This is a genomic window from Kitasatospora sp. NPDC093679 (genome assembly GCF_040683455.1).
Classification (GTDB): domain Bacteria; phylum Actinomycetota; class Actinomycetes; order Streptomycetales; family Streptomycetaceae; genus Kitasatospora; species Kitasatospora arboriphila.
The window spans coordinates 14,612-35,201 of sequence record NZ_JBFBDW010000057.1; the positions used below are offsets into that span (position 1 = coordinate 14,612).

General features: G+C 75.0%; 19 protein-coding genes. 12 read left to right on the plus strand and 7 right to left on the minus strand.

Going from position 1 to position 20,590, the window contains the following annotated elements; genetic code table 11:
- Positions 1-5 precede the first annotated feature (5 nt).
- The 9 genes from AB0O09_RS32220 (at position 6) to AB0O09_RS32260 (ending at position 8,259) form a co-directional block, all read left to right on the plus strand.
- Entirely contained in the window at positions 6-608 is a 603-nt protein-coding gene (locus AB0O09_RS32220) for an alpha-ketoglutarate-dependent dioxygenase AlkB (protein ID WP_363547960.1), read from the plus strand.
- 201 nt (positions 609-809) lie between these two features.
- The gene (locus AB0O09_RS32225) at positions 810-1,103 is read left to right on the plus strand and encodes a hypothetical protein (RefSeq protein WP_363547963.1); all 294 of its coding nucleotides are present in this window, start codon (positions 810-812) and stop codon (positions 1,101-1,103) included.
- Between the two features lie 94 nt (positions 1,104-1,197).
- Complete coding sequence (locus AB0O09_RS32230) at positions 1,198-1,905, plus strand: GNAT family N-acetyltransferase (RefSeq protein ID WP_363547965.1); 708 nt, start codon at positions 1,198-1,200, stop codon at positions 1,903-1,905.
- A 297-nt stretch (positions 1,906-2,202) separates the two neighbouring features.
- Positions 2,203-2,430 carry a hypothetical protein gene (locus tag AB0O09_RS32235; protein WP_363547968.1) on the plus strand — a complete coding sequence of 76 codons (228 nt, stop codon included), beginning with the start codon at positions 2,203-2,205 and terminating at the stop codon, positions 2,428-2,430.
- A 514-nt stretch (positions 2,431-2,944) separates the two neighbouring features.
- Positions 2,945-5,614 carry a nitrate- and nitrite sensing domain-containing protein gene (locus AB0O09_RS32240; RefSeq protein WP_363547970.1) on the plus strand — a complete coding sequence of 890 codons (2,670 nt, stop codon included), beginning with the start codon at positions 2,945-2,947 and terminating at the stop codon, positions 5,612-5,614.
- Positions 5,611-6,048, plus strand: coding sequence for a roadblock/LC7 domain-containing protein (locus AB0O09_RS32245; protein WP_344624175.1), 438 nt, complete (start codon positions 5,611-5,613; stop codon positions 6,046-6,048). Before AB0O09_RS32240 ends, AB0O09_RS32245 begins: the two co-directional genes overlap by 4 nt.
- Entirely contained in the window at positions 6,045-6,449 is a 405-nt protein-coding gene (locus AB0O09_RS32250) for a DUF742 domain-containing protein (protein ID WP_363547974.1), read from the plus strand. The genes AB0O09_RS32245 and AB0O09_RS32250 overlap by 4 nt, the downstream gene beginning before the upstream one ends.
- Before the next feature lies 1 nt (position 6,450).
- Positions 6,451-7,017 (plus strand): ATP/GTP-binding protein, encoded by a 567-nt coding sequence (locus tag AB0O09_RS32255; RefSeq protein WP_344624173.1) that lies wholly within the window; start codon positions 6,451-6,453, stop codon positions 7,015-7,017.
- Between the two features lie 108 nt (positions 7,018-7,125).
- Complete coding sequence (locus tag AB0O09_RS32260; RefSeq protein WP_363547977.1) at positions 7,126-8,259, plus strand: FAD-dependent monooxygenase; 1,134 nt, start codon at positions 7,126-7,128, stop codon at positions 8,257-8,259.
- Positions 8,260-8,487: 228 nt separating this feature from the next.
- On the opposite strand, the gene AB0O09_RS32265 is transcribed toward AB0O09_RS32260, so the two are convergent.
- From AB0O09_RS32265 to ddaH, 4 genes are all read right to left on the minus strand, one after another.
- A complete protein-coding gene (locus tag AB0O09_RS32265; protein WP_363547980.1) occupies positions 8,488-9,249 on the minus strand; it encodes a hypothetical protein in 762 nt (253 codons plus the stop codon).
- A gap of 68 nt (positions 9,250-9,317) precedes the next feature.
- On the minus strand, positions 9,318-10,214 hold the full coding sequence (locus AB0O09_RS32270; RefSeq protein WP_363547983.1) for a hypothetical protein: 897 nt from the start codon (positions 10,212-10,214) through the stop codon (positions 9,318-9,320).
- Positions 10,215-10,368: 154 nt separating this feature from the next.
- A complete protein-coding gene (locus AB0O09_RS32275; protein ID WP_344624169.1) occupies positions 10,369-11,778 on the minus strand; it encodes a family 2B encapsulin nanocompartment shell protein in 1,410 nt (469 codons plus the stop codon).
- A gap of 373 nt (positions 11,779-12,151) precedes the next feature.
- The gene (gene ddaH, locus AB0O09_RS32280; protein ID WP_363548031.1) at positions 12,152-12,976 is read right to left on the minus strand and encodes a dimethylargininase; all 825 of its coding nucleotides are present in this window, start codon (positions 12,974-12,976) and stop codon (positions 12,152-12,154) included.
- 253 nt (positions 12,977-13,229) lie between these two features.
- Between ddaH and AB0O09_RS32285 the strand changes: the two genes are divergently transcribed.
- A complete protein-coding gene (locus AB0O09_RS32285; RefSeq protein ID WP_363547985.1) occupies positions 13,230-14,495 on the plus strand; it encodes a 4-hydroxybenzoate 3-monooxygenase in 1,266 nt (421 codons plus the stop codon).
- Between the two features lie 58 nt (positions 14,496-14,553).
- Positions 14,554-16,245: a methyltransferase gene (locus tag AB0O09_RS32290; RefSeq protein WP_363547988.1), complete on the plus strand. Its 1,692-nt coding sequence runs from the start codon at positions 14,554-14,556 to the stop codon at positions 16,243-16,245.
- Positions 16,246-16,309: 64 nt separating this feature from the next.
- On the opposite strand, the gene AB0O09_RS32295 is transcribed toward AB0O09_RS32290, so the two are convergent.
- On the minus strand, positions 16,310-16,906 hold the full coding sequence (locus tag AB0O09_RS32295; protein ID WP_363547991.1) for a DUF308 domain-containing protein: 597 nt from the start codon (positions 16,904-16,906) through the stop codon (positions 16,310-16,312).
- Positions 16,907-17,100: 194 nt separating this feature from the next.
- Between AB0O09_RS32295 and AB0O09_RS32300 the strand changes: the two genes are divergently transcribed.
- Complete coding sequence (locus AB0O09_RS32300) at positions 17,101-17,502, plus strand: SHOCT domain-containing protein (protein ID WP_344624165.1); 402 nt, start codon at positions 17,101-17,103, stop codon at positions 17,500-17,502.
- Positions 17,503-17,602: 100 nt separating this feature from the next.
- On the opposite strand, the gene AB0O09_RS32305 is transcribed toward AB0O09_RS32300, so the two are convergent.
- Both AB0O09_RS32305 and AB0O09_RS32310 read right to left on the minus strand, forming a co-directional pair.
- Positions 17,603-17,803, minus strand: a complete 201-nt coding sequence (locus AB0O09_RS32305; RefSeq protein ID WP_263102957.1) for a hypothetical protein — start codon at positions 17,801-17,803, stop codon at positions 17,603-17,605.
- Positions 17,804-17,904: 101 nt separating this feature from the next.
- On the minus strand, positions 17,905-20,511 hold the full coding sequence (locus tag AB0O09_RS32310; RefSeq protein ID WP_363547994.1) for a LuxR C-terminal-related transcriptional regulator: 2,607 nt from the start codon (positions 20,509-20,511) through the stop codon (positions 17,905-17,907).
- Between the last annotated feature and the right edge of the window lie 79 nt (positions 20,512-20,590).

Sequence of the window (20,590 nt, forward strand, 5' to 3'; positions counted from 1 at the left end):
CGGCCGTGTCCGAGAACCGGGGGAGTGCGGCGGGGGCCGGTGTGCCCGGGCTGGTGCAGGTGGACGGCTGGCTGGCCGAGCGGCGCTGCGCCGGGCTGCTGGCGCGGATCGACGCCGATCCCTGGTCGGCGCAGCTGCGGCGGCGGGTGCAGCACTACGGCCACCGGTACGACTACGGCCGGCGCGGCCTGGCAGCAGGGCCGGCCGTCGAGCCCGCCCCGCCGCTGCCGGACTGGGCGCTCGCCCTGGCCGCCCGGCTCCTCGACGAGGGACACCTGGACGCCCCGGCCGAGCAGGTGATCGTCAACGAGTACCTGCCCGGCCAGGGCATCGGCGCGCACGTGGACTGCGTCCCCTGCTTCGGCCCGGTGGTGGCCGCGCTCTCGCTCGGCTCCGCCGCCGTCATGGACTTCACCGACCCGGCGGGCGGCCGCCGGGTCCCGGTGCCGCTCGCACCGGGCGGCCTCACCGTGCTGACCGGCCCGGCCCGGTACGCCTGGCGCCACGCGATCCCCGCCCGCCGTAGCGACCCCGGGCCGGACGGCCGGGTGCCGCGCGGCCGCCGGGTCTCGGTGACCTTCCGGACCCTGGCGCAGCGACCCGGCTGACAGGGCCGGGCCGGTATCGCCCGCGGGCCGGACCGATCGGGACCGGTTCGGTCCGATTCCGTGCGAAAGCCCGGAATCCCGGTGGGCCCGCCGCCGACCGGCCTAGCATGACGGCCACAACTGCGCAGACAGCGTGACGACTTGGGGTTGATCCCGCGAACGGCAGCATGCGGCGCCCCCATGTGCACGAGGTGGTGACGGATGACCGACCTGACCCGGCTGAGGGTCCTCTTCGACGAACTCGGCGACTACCAGCGTTCTCTGGACGACGGGGCACCGCTGGCCGAGGCCAAACCCGCGATGCTCGGCCGGCTGGCCGAGGCGCAGGTGCTGCTCCCGCCCGGGAACGAGCACCTCTGGAACGGCTTCCGCTGGTGGATCATGCACACCTCGGCCGCCGCCCAGCAGGAGGGCGGCGACAGCGCCTCCGAGCCGTGGCGGGAGTTCCTCGCCGAGGTCGACGACGTCCTCGGCCCGGCGCCCGACGCGGCCTGACCGCTCCCCGCCCGGTGGGAGGCCCGGGGCGGCGGGAAGGATCCGGCCGCCTCCGGTGCTGTCATCGACACCACCGATCCGAGCAGGGGAACGCATGTCCACCACGAACGGCACCCATCCGCTGGACAACCCCGTGCGCGCGGCGCTGGCCGGGCCGCACGCGCTGTTCGCCGGCCGGCTCGGGCGCCTGCTGCACTACCCGGCGGACGTCACCCCCTTCCTCGGCATGCCGGACGAGCCCGGGGCCGAGGACTGGGCCGACGCCGCCGTGCTCGCGGGCCCCGGCGGGCACGTGGTGACGGCGGCCGTCTCCGTCCCGCCGCCCGCGGACTGGCAGGTCACCTTCCGGATCGAGGGGATCCAGCTCGTCGACGAGGGCGTGGCCGCGGCCCCCGACCCGGAGGCCGTCCGGCTCGGTCCGGCCGACGTGCCCGAGATGCTGGCCCTGGTCGAGCGGACCAGGCCCGGCCCCTTCCTGCCGCGCACCGTCGAGCTCGGCAGCTACCTCGGCATCCGCCGCGACGGCGTCCTGGTCGCGATGGCCGGCGAACGCTTCCACCCGCCGGGCCACACCGAGATCAGCGCCGTCTGCACCGACGACGCGCACCGCGGCCAGGGCCTCGGCACCCGGCTGGTCAGGGCGGTCGCCGCCGGGATCCGGGCCCGCGGCGAGCGGCCCTTCCTGCACGTGGCCGAGGACAACACCGGCGCCCTGCGGCTCTACGAGTCGCTCGGTTTCCGCGCCCGCCGCTCGGTGACCTTCGCCGGCGCCCGCGTCCCCGCGGCGGTCCCCGCGGTCTGAGGGCCGCCGGGCGACGGCGCCGTCAGGACCTCGCGCAGGCGCTCGAGTCCGGCGAGCCACTCCCGGCCGTCCCGCGGGTCCGTCCAGCTCGCGACCGCGCTTCGGCCCGGTCGGCGAGGATCCGGTCGAGGGCCCGGACGGCGAGCGGCCGCAGGGTCGTGAGGTCCGGCAGCGGCCGCCCTGCTGCTGCAGCTGCTCGCGCTGGCCCGCCCGACCGACCGGAACGTCCGCCGCTGGAACGGCTGGACGCCGGCCCGGCACCGGGCGGCCCAGGCCGAGCTGGCGGCGGCCGGACCCGTGGAGACCGGCAAGCGGTCGCGGGCCGGCCGGACGGCCTTCGCCGCCGGGCCCTGGACGGAGCTCAAGGCGCCCGAACTCCTGCTGGAGACGGCCAAGCCGGCGACCCATCTGGCCGGCCGCGAGTTCCGGAAGGAGACCTCGGGCCCGTTTCCGCGGCTGCTGCCGCCGCGACCGCTGCACGAGATGTTCGCGGAGGCCTGGACGGAGTTCTCGGCGATCGTGTGAATCGCTGATTCATCCTGGGAGATTCGCGGACCGTTCGGGGCGATTCCGACCGTTCGGATTCGATTTCCACGGACATTCTGACAGGATCACCTCACCCCGCGGCAAGTGGAGCGCTAGACTCCGAGCGGCTCGGCCGGCGGCCCTGACGGATGGTTCGCGGGTCGGTCCCGCACCAGTCGTACCTTCAGTTCCGGTGTCGGGAAGGGCAGTTCGCGCAGGCCGGATCCGGCCCACGGCGAAGAGACGTCGAACATCGGGACGTTGGTCCCTGCGGCGGCTCATCATGCCTGGTCGTAGCGGGTGTTGAGGCACTGCGGCGGCGCCGTACCGGCGCCGCGCCGTCATGGCGACTTTCCTTGTCGTTATACGGTGTGGCTAATATCCATCCGTCAGAGTCCTTATCAGATTCGACCAGTTCCGAACGACTGGTGTCATCTCCAAGGAGAATGCCCTGCGCACGCGCGCGCCTCGGCGGATCAGAACGGGCCGGCTGTCGCTCCGCGCGACCCTGCTCGTGCTGGCGATCGTTCCCGGAGTGGCGCTGGCCGCCCTGTGGGCCGTCACCAGCGGACAGCTCCTGTTCGACTTCCAGCGCCAGGCCGCCCAGGGCCTGCTCGCGCAGAAGGCCGGCCAGCCGTCCAACATCGTCTACTACAACCTCCAGGAGGAGCGGCGCCTGAGCGCCGACGTCCTCGCCGCGCACGGCGGCGTCGGCGACGCACTGCGCACCCAGCGCACCAAGACCGACGAAGCCGTCCGCGAGTTCCAGAAGCTCTCCGACGTCGCCGCCGACGACGCGCCGACCGAGGTCCGCGAGGCCGTCCGGCAGGCCCGGCAGGCCATCAGCCAGCTGCCCGCGCAGCGCGCCCTGGTCGACAGCGGCGGCGAGCAGCAGCAGGCCGCGGTCTACCGGTACTACACCGACCTGATCGCGGTGGACCTGCGACTGTTCGCCTCGCTCAGCCACGTCGACAACGGCCGGATCACCACGATCTCCCAGCCGCTGGTCGACCTGTTCTGGGGCAAGGAGATGATCTCCCGCTCGGACGCGCTGCTGGCCCGCGGCTGGCCCACCGGCTCGCTCGGCACCGACGACTACCAGCAGCTCCGGCAGGCCGTCGCCGAGCAGGACTTCCAGTTCGGCACCAAGGTCGCGCCCTACCTGCCCGCCGACGAGGCCGCCATGTGGCAGCAGATCGCCGGCAGCCCGGCCTGGCAGGCCAAGACCCGCGCCGAGCAGCAGCTGCTGAGGCCCGCCGCACCCGACCGCAACGGCCGGATCGCCCTCGGCGTCGACAAGGACGCCTGGCGCCAGTCGATCGACACCCTCACCCCCGAACTCGTCGGCCTGCTGGAGCACCGCACCGGGCTCGTCGTCGACGAGGGCAAGGGCAGCATCGTCACCCTGGCCGTCCGGCTGCTCCTCACCACCGTCGTGGGCCTGATCGCCGTCGTCGTCGTCGCGCTCACCAGCTGGCGGCTCACCCGCACCCTGCGCCGCCGGATCGGCCGGCTGCAGCAGCAGGCCGAGGAGCTCGAGAACGCCCTGCCCGAGGTGGTCGAACGCCTCGGCAACGGCGAGCAGATCGACGTCGAGGAGCACGCCCGGGCGATCGAGCGCGACCCGTGGGCCCGCACCGAGGACGAACTCGCCAAGCTCGGCGAGGCGTTCAACCTCGCCCGGACGAGCGCCCTGCAGGCCGCCGTCGCCCAGGCCGAGCAGCACCGCGGCTTCGAACGCCTACTGCAGCGGATCGCCCGCCGCACCCAGCTGCTCATCGGCCAGCAGCTCAAGAAGCTCGACGCGCTGGAGCGCCGCCACGAGGACCCGGAGATCCTGGAGGGCCTCTTCGACCTCGACCACCTCACCGCGCGCCTGCGCCGCTACGAGGAGAACCTGGTCATCCTGGCCGGCGGCACCCCGCACCGGCGCTGGCGCAAGCCCGTGCCGCTGCTGGACGTGATGCGCGCCGCCCAGGGCGAGGTGCAGGACTACCGCCGGGTCGTCATCGACCTGGACGGCAGCCCGTGGCTCTCCGAGCGCGCCGTCGGCCCGGTCGCCCACGTGATCGCCGAGCTGATCGAGAACGCGCTCAGCTTCTCCCGCCCGCCGAACCCGGTCGAGGTCCGCGCCGGCCGCGTCAGCCGCGGCGTCGCGATCGAGGTCGAGGACCGCGGCCTCGGCATGGACGAGGAACAGATCGACGAGGCCAACGAGCTGATGACCCGTCCGCCCCGGGCCGACGTGCTCGCCCGCGGCGACGACATCCGCATGGGCTTCTACGTGATCGCCCGTCTCGCCGACCAGCACGGCCTGCGGATCGAGTTCCGCCAGTCGGCCTTCGGCGGCACCCGCGTCGTGGTGCTCGTCCCGGAGGAGCTGATCGTCCCCGACCCGACGGCGCGCCCCACCGCCGTCGCGGCACCGCAGACGGCCGGCGGCCTGCCCACCAGGTCCCGCGGCCGGGCGCTCGCCGGCATCACCGCCCTCCCCGGGGCCCCCGACCCGGTCACCGCACCCGTGGAGCTCCACCCGGTGTCCGAGGAGGTCCCGTACGTGCCGATCGACGACCCGTACACCCCCGGCGACCCGTACCCGCAGCACGAGCCGCTCGGCGCGCAGCCCGAGGAGCAGCGGGCCGCCGGCCACGAGCAGCCCTTCCCCGCCGCCGTGCCGTCCGTGGAGGGCGCGCCCGCCCCGTACGGGCTGCCCGCGCCGTACCGTCCCGAGCCGGTGACCGCCGACTCGTGGCCCGGCCGGGTGCCCGCACCCGCCGAGCTCGTGCCGCCGGTGCCGGTCGCCCCGGCCGTGCCCGCGCCGTTCCCCGCCCCGGCGCCCTTCCCCGGCACCGGCGGCTACCCTCCGCCGCCCGTGCCGGCCCTGCCCGGCGGCGAACCCCCGCTGCCGCGCCGCGTCCGCCAGGCCAGCCTGGTCGACGAGCTGCGGATCGACCCGGCCGCCCCGCCGGCCGCCCCCGCGCCGCCGCGCTGGGACGAGAACCCGCTGTTCCGGCCGGCCCCCCGACGGGCCGGAGCGGCGATCGGTGCGTTCCAGCGGCGGTCCCGGGAGGCGCGCTCCGGTGCCGTCCCGCCGACCGTGCAGACCCCGCAGCCCGGCGGGCGGCCCCACCCCGGCAACACCCGGAACACCCACACCATCCCGACGAGAGAAGACCGGTCATGACGCGCACAATCGCCACCCACCAGGACCTCGACTGGCTGCTGGACGGCCTGGTGGACTCGGTGGCCGGGACGAGGTACGCCGTCCTGCTCTCCGACGACGGCCTCGTGGTGAGCCACTCCCGCACCATCGACCGCTCCGACGCCGAGCGCCTCGCCGCCGTCGCCACCGGCCAGCAGAGCCTCGCCCGCGGCGTCGGCCAGCTCTTCGCCGGCGGCCCCGTCCACCAGGTGATCGTCGAACTGGCCGAGCTGTGGCTGTTCGTCATCGCCGCCGGCCAGGGCACCCACCTCGCCGTCGTCGCCTCCCAGGAGGTCGACGCGGAGGTCATGTCGCTCGCCATGCACAACCTGGTGCAGCAGGTCGGCCAGAAGCTCAGCACCCCGCAGCGCGGCGAGTTCGACGCGTTCGCCGCCCGCGGCGGGCAGCGCGGGTGACGTCGTACTGGGACGAGGACGAGGGGGACGACGGCGCGGACGGCATGGTCCGGCCGTACACCATCACCCGCGGCCGCACCGCGCCCGAGCGCGACGACCTCACCCTCATCACCCTGCTCACCACCGTGCAGGAGCCGGTCGACGCCTACGGCGCGCCCGTCCGGCCCGGCCGGCTGCAGCCCGAGCACCGGATGATCGTCGACCGGTGCCGGACGCCGGCCGCCGTGGCCGAGGTCGCCGCCGACCTCGACCTGCCGGTCTCGGTGACCAAGATCCTGCTCGGCGACCTCGTCGCGCAGGGCCTCCTGACGGCCCGGGCCCCGATCTCGGTGGCCCGGGCCGCGGGCGGCGCCGACCGCGGCCTGCTGGCCGCCGTACGTGAGGGACTGAGGAGGCTTTGAGATGACGACCACCCAGGCGGGCGCCGCCGCGGTCAAGATCCTGATCGCCGGCGGCTTCGGCGTCGGCAAGACGACCATGGTCGGTGCCGTCAGCGAGGTCGCCCCGCTGCGCACCGAGGAGTACCTCACCACCGCCAGCGTCGGCGTGGACGACCTCGCCGGGGTCGACCAGAAGGACACCACCACCGTCGCCCTGGACTTCGGCCGGATCACCGTCAGCCCCGAGCTGGTGGTGTACCTGTTCGGCACGCCCGGCCAGGAGCGGTTCTGGTTCATGTGGAACGACCTGGTCAACGGCGCGCTCGGCGGCGTCGTCATCGCCGACACCCGCCGGCTGGAGACCAGCTTCGCGTCGATCGACTTCTTCGAGAGCCGGGGCATCCCGTTCGTGGTGGCGATCAACTGCTTCCACGGCGTCAACACCCGCACGCCCGGCGAGATCCGGGCCGCCCTCGACCTCGACCCGCACGTGCCGATGCTGGTCGGCGACGTCCGGGAACGGCCCTTCGGGCGGGACGTGCTGCTCGCCCTGGTCGACCACCTGATGGCGCTGCCGGTCGCCGGCTGACCCGCCCGCGCGCCCCGCCGCAGAGCCACGGCACCCGTCCCCGCCGTCCTCCCGCACCACGCGGCCGGCCTCCCCTGCCCGGCCGTCCCCCGAACCCACGGAGAGACCATGGCAACACCCCTGCGCGTCCTCGTCCACGGCGGCGGCATCGGCGGGCTGAGCCTCGCCGTCGCGCTCGCCCGCCGCGGCCACACCGTCGAGGTCGCCGAACTCCGCGAGCAGCTCGACGCCCTCGGCGTCGGCATCATCCAGCCCTCCAACGCCCTGCACGTGATGCGCGAACTCGGCGTCCTGGAGGACTGCCTGAAGGCCGGCTTCGAGTGGGAGGTGCTGACCATCTGCGACCCGTCCGGTGCCACCCTGGCCAAGATCCCGCAGCCGCGGATGGACGACGCCCCCGCCAACAACGGCATACCCCGCCCGGCCCTCGCCGAGGTGCTCGGCCGGGCCGCCGCGGAGGCCGGCGCGACCGTCCGCTTCGGCACCACGATCACCGGACTCGCCGACGACGGGGAGGGCGCGGACGTCACGCTCTCCGACGGCTCGGCCGGCCGCTTCGACCTGGTCGTCGGCTTCGACGGCATCGGCTCCCCGCTGCGCACCCGCCTGTACGGCGACCGCTACCGCCCCGAGTACACCGGCTTCGCCAACTGGCGGGTCACCGTGCCCCGGCAGCCCGAGGTGCAGGGCGTGGTGATGAGCACCGGCAACCTCGCCGCGAAGGCGCTGCTCACCCCGATCACCGACGACCTCATGTACCTGGGTGCGGTGTTCGCCGAGGCCGAGGACTTCCGCCCGGACCCGGAGCGGGCCCACGAGCAGCTCGCCGAGCGGCTCGCCGGCTTCGGCGGCCCGGTCGCCGAGGCGCTCGCGCAGGTCACCGACCCGGCCGCAGTGGTTTACTCGCGGATCTCCCAGGTCACCGTGGACGAGCCCTGGCACGTCGGCCGGGTGGTGCTGGCCGGCGACGCCGCCCACGCCTCCACCCCGCACCTGGCGCAGGGCGCGGCGATGGCGGTCGAGGACGCCCTGGTGCTCGCCCAGGAGCTGGACGCCGCGGACTCGGTGCCGGCCGCGCTGCGGGCCTGGGAGGAGCGCCGCCGGCCGCGGGCGATGTTCGTCCAGGCGCTGTCCCGGGCCGTCCTCAAGCAGGAGACCGGCACGCCCACCACGCCGGAGGAGGACGAACTCCTCAAGGTCGGCATCCCCGGCGCCGCCCACGTGCTGGTGAAGCCGTACTGACGGCCGAGGACCGATAGGGGCGCGGGGAACCGTGCGGTTCCCCGCGCCCCCGGGGGGGGGTGCGCGCGCCGGGCCGGGGGGGGGTGGGGTGCACGGCGGGGGGGGGGGGGGGCGGGGCGGCCCCCCCGGCCCCCCCCCCGGGGGGGGTTCCGCCTTCGTGCCGGCCGCGCCCTGTTGGGGGCGGGGGCACCCGGGGGGCCCCCCCCGCCCCTCGGGACGTGTCCGCGCTCAGTGCAGGGACGGGAAGAGGTCCAGGAACGGCTGGGTGGAGACCGAGACGCCCCGGCCGAAGGGATCGTCGAAGTCCCAGATCAGGAACAGCAGGAAGGCGATCAGCGCGCTGAAGGTGCCGGCCAGGATCAACTCCCTCGGGGAACGCCGGATCTGCAGCGCGAACACCATGCCGACGGTGACCACCGCGCCCACGATCAGACCGAACCACACCACCCCGGGCATGGTCGGGCCGGTGCTCTGGCCACGGGTGTTGCGGGACTCGTCGGCCGCGGCGATCCGGTCCATGACCGGCTGGTAGACCTGCGCCTCCAGGTCCGACTGCGGGGCCCGCGAGGCGACGTCCTGGCGCAGCTTGGCGAGCAGTTCGGTGCCGCGCGGCGAGATCTCGCCGTTCTCGCGCATGTGGTCCCACTCGGTGTTCACCACGAAGGTCACGTAGGCGTCCACGTCGCCGCGGACCCGGGCCCGGAAGTCGGCCGGGTACACCTCGGCCCGGGCGCTCACCTCGTGCAGGGCCTGCGCCTCGTTCAGCACCTCGTCCTGGGCGGCGCTGCGGGCCTCCCAGACGCCGGCGATGGCGAGGCCGAGGACGATCGCGTAGACCACGCCGATCATCATGGTGATGTACTCGATGACGTCCGGGGTCTCGGACGGGTCGTCGTCCTCCCCGACCCGTCGCTGGCGCAGCACCACCACGGCGACGACGACCAGGACGGACGCCGCCATGGCGATCGCCAGGGCGAGCCACTCCGACATGACAACTCCTGTTCAGCACTGGACGGCCGACCGGCCGACGGCCGGTCGGGGGCGGCGGGACCGACCGGTCAGGACCGGCTGCCGCGGGCGGCGGCCTTCCCGCGGACCTTGGCGGCCGCGGCGGCGAGCACCGCGGGGACGGTGACGATCATCATCGTGGTCACCGGCGAACTGCTGCGGTGCCGGGCGGGCGCGACGGCCGGCTGGGCCGGAGGCATCCGGATCTTCCGCGGGGCGGGGGCGGGCGGGGCCGGCGGTGCGGGCTCCGGCTCCGGCGGTTCGGCGGCGGGCGCCGCGGCCGGGGGCGAGGGTACGGGCTCGGCCGGCAGCGGGGCGGGCGGGGGCGCCGCCGGCCGCGGGGTCTGCGGCACCGGCGCGGGCATCGGGGTCGGTGTCGGCGAGGGCGTGGGCGCCGGTGTCGGCGAGGGGGTGGGCGTGGGGGTCGGCGTCGGGGTGGGGCACGGGTGCGGGGGCTTGGGCGGCTTCGGCGGTTTGGGCGGCCTGGTGGGGTGCGGCGGATGGGTCGGGTGCGGCGGATGTGCGGGGTGCGTGGGGTGCACGGGGTGCACCGGATGGGCGGGGTGCGTCGGGTGGAGCACCGGATGCACCGGATGCACCGGATGCACCGGATGCACCGGGTGCACCGGATGCACCGGGTGCCCGGGGTGGGGCTGGCCGGGGTGGGCGGGCAGGGACGGCTGACCGGGGTGGTGGACGGCGGCCGTGACCGCGCCCATGTCCACGTCGATCGTGACGTCCGTCCAGACCTCCACCTCGATGTCGACCCCGCCGACGCCGGTCACCGAGACGGCGACCCGGGCGCAGGAGTCGACGTCCGTGTCGACCCCGGGGGCGGCGGACCGCCCGTACGCCGCACCGGTCAGCAGGGCGCAGGCGGCGGTCGCGCCCAGCACGGTGCCGGCCAGTCGGACGCCGCGGGCCTGCGGGGTGATCGGTCCCGGCATGGTGGATCTGGTGCCTTTCGTTCCGGCGACGGTGCGTCGGCGGTGGTTCGGTGACGATCGGAGGGCGGACACGAGGCGGTGCCGGGCACCCGAACGGGCTGCCCGACACCGTGTCAACTCGATCTTGTACGGCCGGGTTACGGCCGTCACCCGGTCAGCCGCGGCCACCCGCGATCTCGACGTTCTCCAGCACGCCGACCGCGTCCGGCACCAGGATCGCCGCCGAGTAGTAGGCGGTGACCAGGTACGAGATGAGGGCCTTGTCGTCGATGCCCATGAAGCGCACGGACAGGCTCGGCTGGTACTCGTCCGGGATGCCGGTCTGGTGCAGGCCGATCACGCCCTGGTTGTCCTCGCCGGTGCGCATCACCAGGATCGAGCTGGTGTGCTCCTTGGTGATCGGGATCTTGTTGCAGGGCAGGATCGGCACCCCGCGCCAGGCCGGCACCTTCTGGCCGCCCAGGTCGACGTGGTCCGGGTACAGCCCGCGGGAGTTGAGCTCCCGGCCGATCGCGGCGATGGTCTTCGGGTGGGCGAGGAAGTACTCCGAGTCGCGGCGGCGGCTCAGCAGCTCGTCCAGGTCGTCCGGGGTGGGCGGGCCGGAGTGGGTCTGGATCCGCTGGTCGAAGTCGGCGTTGTGCAGCAGGCCGAACTCCGGGTTGTTGACCAGCTCGTGCTCCTGCCGCTCGCGCAGCGCCTCGATGGTCAGCCGCAGCTGGTGCTCGATCTGGTTCATCGGCTGGTTGTAGAGGTCGGCGACCCGGGTGTGCACCTTGAGCACGGTCTGCGCGACGCTCAACTCGTACTCGCGGGGGCGCAGCTCGTAGTCCACGAAGGCGCCGGGCAGCTGGTGCTCGCCGTGGTGGCCGGCCGACATGGCGATCTCGGCCTCGCCACGCTCGTTCTGCCGCTGCGCGGGCAGCGAACGGAACTCGTGGATGTGCGCCTGCAGCGCGGGTGAGCCGGCCAGCACGGCCTCGAACTCGGTGCGGGAGAGCGAGAGGACCGTTCCGGCGGTGAGGGACTTCGCGGTGTACTCCCAGACGGCGTCCGGGTCGAGCAGCGCGGACTCGCCGAAGCGGTCGCCGTCGCCGATCACACCGAGCTCGGTGTCGTCGCCGTACCGGCCGCTGCCGACCCGGCTGACCTTGCCGTGCGCGATCAGGTGGATCCGGTCGGACGGGGTGTCGCGCTCGGCCAGCACCTCGCCCGGCCCGAAGTCCCGCTGGACGCAGCGGTCGGCCAGCACGGTGAGCACGTCGACGTCCTCGAAGCCGCGCAGCAGGGCGAGTTCGCCGAGCTCCCGGGGGATCACCCGGACCTGGGAGCCGGTCTTGACGAACTCGATCCGGCCGTCGCCGACCGTGTAGGTCAGTCGGCGGTTCACCCGGTAGGCGCCACCGGCGGTCTGCACCCAGGGCAGGACCCGCAGCAGCCAGCGGGAGGTGATCTCCTGCATCTGCGGGGCTGACTTGGTGGTCGTGGCGAGATTGCGCGCGGCAGCCGTGGTGAGGCTGGACTGCTGCTGCACCTGCGGTGCCTCCGGGCTCGCGTCCACGGACATCGGCAGGGTTCTCCTTCGTATGGTGCGCCGCCTCGCGCGGGCATGGCGGAGCGTCAGATCCTGTGTCGAGAAGGGAAGGCGGCGCCAGTCGTGTGCGGCGGACCGGCGCCCGGAACGGAACACTAGATCGTCACGCACCCTTGATCCGTCCGGCTGGCCGTCAGCCACCCCATCAGGTGAAAACACCCGCAGAAAGGATTGATCGGTGATCGACACGGCCGAACGGCCGCGGACAGAACCGGGCGCGCGGATAGGGTGCGGGGCGCGTTGGCGCGGCCGGACGACGCCGGACGCGCCGGGGCCCGCCGCCGGCTCCGCGAGCCGTCCGACGGGCCCTGCTGCCCCGCTGCCTGCTGCTCCTCCCCGCGCGGGATCAGGCCGTCCGCAGCTCCAGGGTGCAGCACTTGACGCTGCCGCCGGCCTTCAGCAGCTCCGACAGATCGAGACCGATCGGCTCGAAGCCGCGGTCGCGCAGCTGTTCGGCGAGCGCCGTCGCGTTCTGCGGCAGCACGACGTGCCGGCCGTCCGAGGTCGCGTTGAGCCCGAAGTCGGCGGCGTCCTCGGCGGTGGCGACCACCGCGTCCGGGAAGAGCCGCCGCAGCACCGCCCGGCTGCCCGGGGTGAACGCCTCCGGGTAGTAGGCGACCGTCCGCTCGTCCAGCACCGCGAGGGCGGTGTCCAGGTGGTAGAAGCGCGGGTCGACCAGGGTCAACCCGATCACCGGGCGGCCGAAGAACTCCTGCGCCTCGGCGTGCGAGCGCGGGTCGCTGCGGAAGCCGGTGCCGGCCAGCAGCAGGTCCCCGCAGAGCAGGTAGTCGCCCTCGCCCTCGTTGACGAAGCCGGCGGTCGCCACCTCCGCCAGGCCCAGGCCGAGCAGCCGCTCGCGGTAGGCGGGGGCCTCGTCCGCCCGCTCGCGGTCGCGGAACCGTGCGACCAGCGCCCGGCCGTCCAGCACCGTGGCGCCGTTGGCGGCGAAGACCATGTCCGGCAGGCCGGGCACCGGTTCGACCGTCTCCACGGTGTGCCCCAGGTCCAGGTACGTCCGGCGGAGCTGCTCCCACTGGGCGACGGCGAGCGCGGTGTCGACGGGCTTGCCCGGGTCCATCCACGGGTTGATGGAGTAGACGACGTCGAAGTGGGTGGGACGGCACATGAGGTAGTGCCGGGGCTGGGCGAGGCGCATGGTGGTGACCCCCAGGACGTGGCGGCGGGCCGCCGGGTGTGCGGCCGCGCCGCGAACGCTACGCGGCGCTCGCCGAACGGCGAGTGAACCGGCGGCGGCAGTGCGGTGACATCCGGCCACCCGGGTCGACCTTTCTCCGCCGCCCGAAACCCGTCGGCGCCCCCGGCCGTTGGAGGGATGTTCGGCGGCGCGGGGGCCGCCGGTCACCGGCTGCGGGACCGCACCTGACAGCCTGTCGGAGGAACACGTACGGGGGGAACACGCCACCATGTCCGGAACCACCATGCCCGGAACCACCATGCCCGGAAGCACCGTGCCCGGAACCGCCGGGGCCGAGGACGTCGCCGGGGCCGAGGACGCCGCCGAGGTCGTGATCGTCGGAGCGGGGCCGGCCGGGCTGGTCCTCGGCAACCTGCTGCTCGGCGCCGGGGTGCGGTGCACCGTCCTGGAGCGGCAGAGCCGCGCCCACGTCGAACAGCGCGCCCGGGCCGGGTTCCTGGCCGCCAACACCGTCCGGGTGCTCACCGAGAACGGCCTCGCCGAGGGCCTGCTGAAGGACGGCCGGCAGCACGACACCTGCGCCTTCCGCACCGACCGCGGCGAGTTCCACCTGACCTACGGCAGCCTCGGCCGCGGCGAGGCGCACACCGTCTACCCGCAGCAGCACCTCGTCCGGGACCTGGTCGCCGAGTTCCTCGCCCGCGGCGGCGACCTGCGCTTCGAGACCCCGGTGGTCGGCATCACGGGCCTCACCGGCGACCGCCCGGCGGTCACCGCGCAGTCCGCGGACGGCACCCTGCACCGGCTGTCCGCCCGGTTCGTCGCCGGCTGCGACGGCCGCCACGGCACCGCCCGCACCGCCGTCCCGGTCGGGGCCGTCCGCCGCTACCGCCGCGACCACGGCGTCACCTGGCTGGCCCTGCTCGCCGCCGCCCCGCAGAGCATGGGCCCCGTCGCCTACGCCGTCCACGAGGACGGCTTCGCCGGCCACATGGCCCGCACCCCCGACATCACCCGCTACTACCTCCAGGTGCCGAGAGGCGAGTCCCCGGACACCCGGCCGGACGCCCGGATCTGGGCCGACCTCGCCCACCGGATGCGCGCCGACCGGCACGGGCCGCTGCACGAGGGCCCGATCGTGGAACGCCGGACGGTCGAGATGACCTCCGACGTCCTCGACCCGATCCAGTACGGCCGGCTCTTCCTGGTCGGCGACGCGGCCGGCCTGATCAGCCCGGCCGCCGCCAAGGGCGCCAACCTCGCCGTCATGGAGGCGGAGATCCTCGCCCGGGGCCTGACGGCCGCGCTGCGCGGCGGCGACGAACAGCCGCTCGCCCGCTACTCCGCCGACTGCCTGCCGCGGATATGGCGGGCGCAGGAGTTCTCGCACTGGATGATCAACCTGCTGCACGGCCCGGCCGGCAGCGACGACGACGCCGTCTTCCTGCGCGCCCTGCAGCAGGCCCGGCTGGAGAGCCTGCAGACCTCCCGCCGCCACCAGGACCACTTCGCCGAGAACTACGTCGGCATCTGACGGTCCGCCACCACTCCGCATTTCCCGACCCGACCCGCTCCACGGGGGAGACAACCGCATGGGCAACCCGCCCGGCGCGGCACAGCCGCGCCTGCATCCGCACGACCTCGACCGCATCCGCCGGGCCGCCGCCTTCGTCGCGGCCAACGACACCGGCACCGTCCTCGCCGACCTGCTGCCCGGCCTCGCGCCCGCCGAACGGGACGCCGTCGCCGCGCACAGCCGCTTCACCCACGCCGCCGTCCTGGTGTTCCCGCACTCGCTCGGCGACCTGCACGCCCTGCTCCGCGCGGAAGGGCTGGAGGCGGGCCCGATCGCCCCCAGCACCGTCGTCCGCGCACGGCTCGCCCGCCGCTACGGGCGCAGCGCCGACAGCCTGGAGGTCGGCATCCTGCGCGTCCCGGTGACCGCGGCCGACGGCAGCCCGTGCGAGATCGAGATCTTCGCGCTGGCCGTCCCGCCCGGCTCCGGCCTCGACACCCTCGCCGCCGGCGAGCGCGCCCACGACCACGAGGCGCACCTCGCGCTGGAGGTGACCACGCCGGACCCGGTCGTGCTCGCCGGGCTGCGCGCCACCCTGCTGGACCGCGGCCGCACCACCGCCGACGGCGGCGGGCACAACGCCCACGAGGACACCACCGTCCTCTACTTCCGCACCGGCGCGGAGTCGGGCCACCGGCGGCTGGAACTCAACACCTCCGGCCACCACGCGGGCGTCCTCGCCGCCCACGGCAGCACCGGCGACCGCCCTGCCGACCGGCTGCTGCACCTGATGACCGGCGCCTGGGCCACCCAGGCCGTCGCGGTCGCCGCCGAACTGCGGCTCGCCGACCACCTCGACACCGCCCCGCGGCCGACCACCGAGCGGCTCGCCGAGCTCACCGGCACCCACCCCGACCGGCTGCGGCGGCTGCTGCGCTACCTCACCGAGCTCGGCGTGTTCGCCCCCGACGGCACCGGCTCGCACCGCCCCACCGAGCTCGGACGGCTGCTGCGCACCGACGCGGACCGGTCGCTGCACCCGCTCGCCCTGCTCTACGGCGGCCCCTTCTACCGATCCTTCGGCGCCCTCGGGTACGCCGTCCGCACCGGCCGGGACGCCTTCGAGCACACCTACGGCGCCCACCACTTCGCCCACTTCGCGGCCGACCCGCAGCTCGCCGACCTGTTCGACCGGTCGATGGCCGCCAGCACCCAGATGTTCGACCCGATCGCCGAACTCGTCGACTTCGGCGCCGCCCGCGTCGTGGTCGACGTCGCCGGCGGCAACGGCGCGCTGATCTCCGGGGTGCTGTCCGCCCACCCGCACCTGGAGGGCGTGCTGCTGGAGCGGCCGCACGTGGTGGAGGCCGCCCGGGAGACGCTGACGAAGGCCGGCTGCGTCGACCGCTGCCGCCTGGTGGCCGGCGACTTCACCGAGGAGGTGCCCGCCGGAGGCGACGTCTACCTGCTCTCCCGGGTGCTGCACGACTGGGACGACCGGCAGTGCCTGGCGATCCTGCGCCGGCTCGCCGAGGCGGTGCCCGAGCACGCCGAACTCCTGGTGGTGGAACGGCTGCTGCCCGCCGAGGAGGACGCCGGCCCGTCCCTCGCGGTGCCCTGGGACGTCCACATGCTGTGCAACGTCGGCGGCCGCGAGCGCACCGCCGAGCACTACGGCCGGCTGTTCGCCGAGGCCGGCTTCGAGCTCACCGGCGTCGCCGAACTCCCGCTGGACGGCGCCCTGCTGGCCGCCCGCCGGACGCGCTGACGGCACCGGGCCCGGCACGACCGGGCGGGACGGCCGTCGGTGCGCCGTCCCGCCCGGCAGCGCCTCACCGCATCTGCACCTCCGTCCGGCGCACGGCCGAGCGGAGCACGAAGGCACCGCCGATCTCGATCAGGCCGAGCAGCAGCAGCCACAGCCCGAGCAGCCTGGCCAGCGCGACGGCGGACTCGACCGGGTAGGCGAGCACCACGATGCCCGCGATCACCCCGATCGCGCCCAGGAAGACCGCGAGCCCGCGGCCCGGCATCGACTTGCCGGAGATCGCCACGAACAGCGTCACGATCCCGGCCAGCAGCCAGTAGAGGCCGACCACGATCGCCAGGAAGCCGACGGTCTGCAGCTGGTGCCGCAGCACCAGCACACCGGCCACCACCGACAGCAGGGCGATCAGCACGTGCAGCACCCGGCCGCCGGTGCCCTCCTCGTGGGTGAAGGCGGTGACGAAGCGGACCGCCCCGGCCACCAGCAACTGCAGGCCGATGATGATCGCGACCACTCGGGTGGTCTCCTCGGGCCAGGCGAGCATCACGATGCCCGCCACCAGGGTCAGTACTCCGAAGGACAGCGGCCAGAGCCACGACCTGCCGAGCCCGGTCAGCAGGTCCTGCGGGTCCGTGGGGGCGGGACGGGAGGGTGCGGTCATGGTGTGCTCCCTCGTTCGGCGGAGCCGGCGCACGGGGCGCCCCGGAGCCCCCAGTCTCCCGCCGCCCCGGCCGGCGGAGATCACCCGCGCCGGGTGGTGCGGGCGCCCCCCGCTCCGGGGACGGTTGATCCGGAGTACCCCGCCTGCCGCACCCCCCCCGGGGCAGGCAGGCCGCCCGAGACGGGAGACGCACGGTGAACGACTACCCGCTGCTCAACATCTTCTGGACCATGCTGTGGTTCTTCCTCTGGATCCTCTGGTTCTTCCTGTTGTTCCGGATCTTCGGTGACCTCTTCCGTGACGACTCGGTCGGCGGCTGGGGCAAGGCCGGCTGGTGCATCTTCCTGATCCTGATCCCCTTCCTCGGCGTGTTCGTCTACCTGATCGCCCGCGGCCGGGGCATGGGCGAACGCGAGATGCGGATGCGGATGCAGGCCGAGCAGGACTTCCGCTCCTACGTCCAAGAGGCCGCGGCCGGCTCCGGCCCGGCACCGTCCAGCCACGTCGACGAACTCGCCAAGCTCGCCGATCTGCAGAAGAGCGGCGCGATCACCGAGGCGGAGTACCAGCAGGCCAAGGCGAAGGTCCTGGCCTGACCGCCCGGACCTGAAGGGACGCCGGACCGCCACTGCGGTCCGGCGCCCTCGTGCGCACCGTGCGCGCGGGGCGGGGTCCGGCAGCTGCCGGACCCCGCCCTCAGTCCGGCAGCTGCCGGAACTCCACCACCCGCAGGCCGAGCGCCCGGAAGCGGGCCAGCAGGCCGTACAGGTGCGCCTCGTCGACCACCTGGCCGTACAGCACCGTCTGGCTGGGGACGACGTAGCTGTCGAGCTCGGGGAACCCCTCGGAGAGCATCGTCTCCGACATCGTCCCGGCGACCCGGATCTCGTAGTGCATGGGCACACGCTCCCTCGGTACCCCACGGCCTCGGACCCCCTGCTCCACCGTCCCCGGTACGGCCGGTCGGGTCATCACCCGGCCGGGGTGGGACGGCCCGCTCAGAGCAGGTGCAACTGCCGTGCCCGGCGCACCGCCTCGCCGCGACGGGTGGCGCAGAGCTTGCGGTTGATGCTCTTCAGGTGCGTCTTCACGGTGTTCACCGACAGGTGCAGGTCGGCGGCGATCTCGTCGGTCGACATCAACTGCGCCACCCGGACGAGCACGTCGTGCTCGCGCTCGCTCAGCTGCTCCACCACCGGGGCGGGCGCCGGCGCGTCACCCGGACGGGGGAGTCCGGCGACCAGGTCCCGGGGCAGCCAGCCGTGCGCGTGGGCCAGGGCCGGGCGCTCCTGCAGCAGCCGCCGCACCCACGGCCCGGCCTCCCGGAACGGGCGGCGCAGCCGGTCCGGGCGGGCCGCGGCCAGCGCCTGCGCCAGCAGCCGGTGGGCCGCCGCCGGATCCCCGAACGCCGACGCGGCCCGGGCCCGGACCAGCTGCGCCCGGACGGCGACGGCCGGCCGCACCGCGCGGGCGGGCACCGCGTCGAGCGCCGCCAGCGCGGCCCGCGGATCGTTCGCGGCCAGGTGCGCCTGCGCGGCGGCGACGGCCGGCTCCGGCCCCTCGCCGGCGGCGGACAGCACCCGCAGCGCGGCCACCGGGTCACCGGCCGCCAACTGCGCGGCGCACTGCCCGAGCGCGATCCGCTCGCGCGCCCAGGGCGAGGGCTTGTCGGCCGGCGCCGGGCGCTCCGCCGCGGCCAGCGTCAGCAGTGCGCCGCGGGCGTCCCCGGAGTTCAGCAGCAGCTTCGCCTTGAGCACCGCCAGGCCGACCACCAGCAACGGGTCGCGGCGGGCACCCGACCCGGCCTCGGCCCGCTCCAGGGCCGTCCGGGCGACGGCCAGGTCGTCCCGGTCGAAGGCGATCTCCGCCAGCACCAGGTGGCCGACGCCGCTGTGGGCCGAGGGCGGCAGCCCGCACCGGGCGGCCTCCGCGATCGCCTCCACGGCGTGCGCCTCGGCCCGGCCCGGTGAGCCGAGCAGCAGGTCGATCAGCGCCAGCCGTCCCAGCGACTCGTGCCGGACGGCCGCCTGCGCGGCGCCGCCCGCGGCCTCGGCCGCCGCCGTCAGTCCGGCCCGCGCCGCGTCGAACCGGCCCTCCCACAGCTGGGCGGAGCCGAGCCCGGCCAGCAGCAGGGCCTTCAGCTCCGGGTGCGCCCGCAGCCGTTCCTCCGGCACCTCGTGCTCCAGCTCGGCCGCGCTCTCCGCGGCGTTCTCCGCCATGTCCGCCGAGCCGAGCAGCCGCGCCGCCAGCACGCGCAGCACGGCGCTGCTCAGCCGGGCGGCGGCGCTGCCGGTGCCGGGCGGGGCGAGTTCGTCGGCCCGGCCGAGGTGGGCCAGCCCGCGGTCGACGTCCCACCGGGCGAGCGCCCGGGCGGCCCGGACGAGCGCCACGGCCGGCCCGTCGGCCCGCTCCGGCATGCGGGCGAACAGCGCGCCCAGCCGGGCGGCGTCCAGGCCGGCCAGCAGCTGACCGACCGCCAGGTCGTCGACCAGCCAGTCGGCCGCCGTCTCCCAGTCCCCGGCCGCCGCGGCGTGCGGCAGCGCGTCGGCGAGCCGCCCGGCGTCGTGCAGCCAGTGCGCGGCCCGCCGGTGCAGCTCCTGTTCCAGGCCGGGGTGCCGGGCGCGCAGGTGCACCCGGAGGATCTCGGCGAACAGTGTGTGCTGCCGGTACCAGGCGTGCCCGAGCGGGGTGACGAAGGCGTTGGCGTGCCGCAGCTCCTCCAGGATCCGGGCGGCGTCCCGCCGGCCGGTCAGGGCGTCCGCCAGCCCGGTGTGGGTGCGCTCCAGGATGCTGGTGCGCAGCAGCAGGTCCTGGGTCTCCGCGGGTTGGGCCTGCAGCACCTCGGCGAGCAGGAAGTCCGCGACGGTGCTGTTGCCGGCCTCGAACTCGCGCAGGCAGCCCTCCGGGTCGTCGGTGTTCTCGGTGGCCAGTGCGCACAGCCGCAGGCCCGCCGCCCAGCCCTCCGTCCGGCGGGTCAGCGCCTGCACGCCCTCCTCGGAGAGGGCCAGTCCGTGCCGGGTGAGCAGGACACCGGTCTCCTCGGCGGTGAAGGCGAGGTCGGTGCCGCGGATCTCGGCGACCGCGTCGGCGGCCCGGTAACGGTGCAGCGGCAGCAGCGGCTCGTCCCGGCTGATCAGGACCAGCCGCAGCCCGCCCGCCGCGTGCCGCAGCAGTCCGTCCAGCGCCTCGGCGACCGCCGGGGAGGTGACGTGCTCGAACTCGTCCAGCACCAGGACGACCGGGGCGCCGCGCCCGTTCAGTCCGGCGGCCAGCCGGTCCGGCAGGGCGAGGTCCACCTCGGCGGCCCGGGCGGGGCCGGCCACGTCCGCGGGGAGCGGGATGCCGCCGTGCCGCAGTGCGGCGAGCAGCTGCGCCCAGAACACCCCGGGTGCCTCGTCGCCGCGTTCCAGGGTGAGCCAGACGAGCGGCCCGGGCAGGGCGGCCCGCGCCGCCCAGTCCGCGACCAGCAGGGTCTTGCCGGCCCCCGCCGGGCCGTTCACCAGGACGAGCGGCCGCTGCAGCCCCGCGGTGAGCCGGTCGGCGAGCCGTTCGCGGCGGACGAAGGTGCGGGGGACGGGCGGCGCGGCGAAGCGGGCGGCCAGCACGGGGTCGCCGTTCGGAGCAACGGCGGGAGCAGTGGGGGGACCCGCGGGGGGACCGGGGGGACCGGCGGGGGGAGGAGGC

Coding starts and splice junctions, on each gene's coding strand:
- AB0O09_RS32225 (WP_363547963.1), top strand. CDS start 810: ATGACCGACCTGACCCGGCTGAGGGTCCTCTTCGACGAACTCGGCGAC.
- AB0O09_RS32230 (WP_363547965.1), top strand. CDS start 1,198: ATGTCCACCACGAACGGCACCCATCCGCTGGACAACCCCGTGCGCGCG.
- AB0O09_RS32245 (WP_344624175.1), top strand. CDS start 5,611: ATGACGCGCACAATCGCCACCCACCAGGACCTCGACTGGCTGCTGGAC.
- AB0O09_RS32255 (WP_344624173.1), top strand. CDS start 6,451: ATGACGACCACCCAGGCGGGCGCCGCCGCGGTCAAGATCCTGATCGCC.
- AB0O09_RS32260 (WP_363547977.1), top strand. CDS start 7,126: ATGGCAACACCCCTGCGCGTCCTCGTCCACGGCGGCGGCATCGGCGGG.
- AB0O09_RS32265 (WP_363547980.1), bottom strand. CDS start 9,249: ATGTCGGAGTGGCTCGCCCTGGCGATCGCCATGGCGGCGTCCGTCCTG.
- AB0O09_RS32270 (WP_363547983.1), bottom strand. CDS start 10,214: ATGCCGGGACCGATCACCCCGCAGGCCCGCGGCGTCCGACTGGCCGGC.
- AB0O09_RS32275 (WP_344624169.1), bottom strand. CDS start 11,778: ATGTCCGTGGACGCGAGCCCGGAGGCACCGCAGGTGCAGCAGCAGTCC.
- AB0O09_RS32285 (WP_363547985.1), top strand. CDS start 13,230: ATGTCCGGAACCACCATGCCCGGAACCACCATGCCCGGAAGCACCGTG.
- AB0O09_RS32290 (WP_363547988.1), top strand. CDS start 14,554: ATGGGCAACCCGCCCGGCGCGGCACAGCCGCGCCTGCATCCGCACGAC.
- AB0O09_RS32295 (WP_363547991.1), bottom strand. CDS start 16,906: ATGACCGCACCCTCCCGTCCCGCCCCCACGGACCCGCAGGACCTGCTG.
- AB0O09_RS32305 (WP_263102957.1), bottom strand. CDS start 17,803: ATGCACTACGAGATCCGGGTCGCCGGGACGATGTCGGAGACGATGCTC.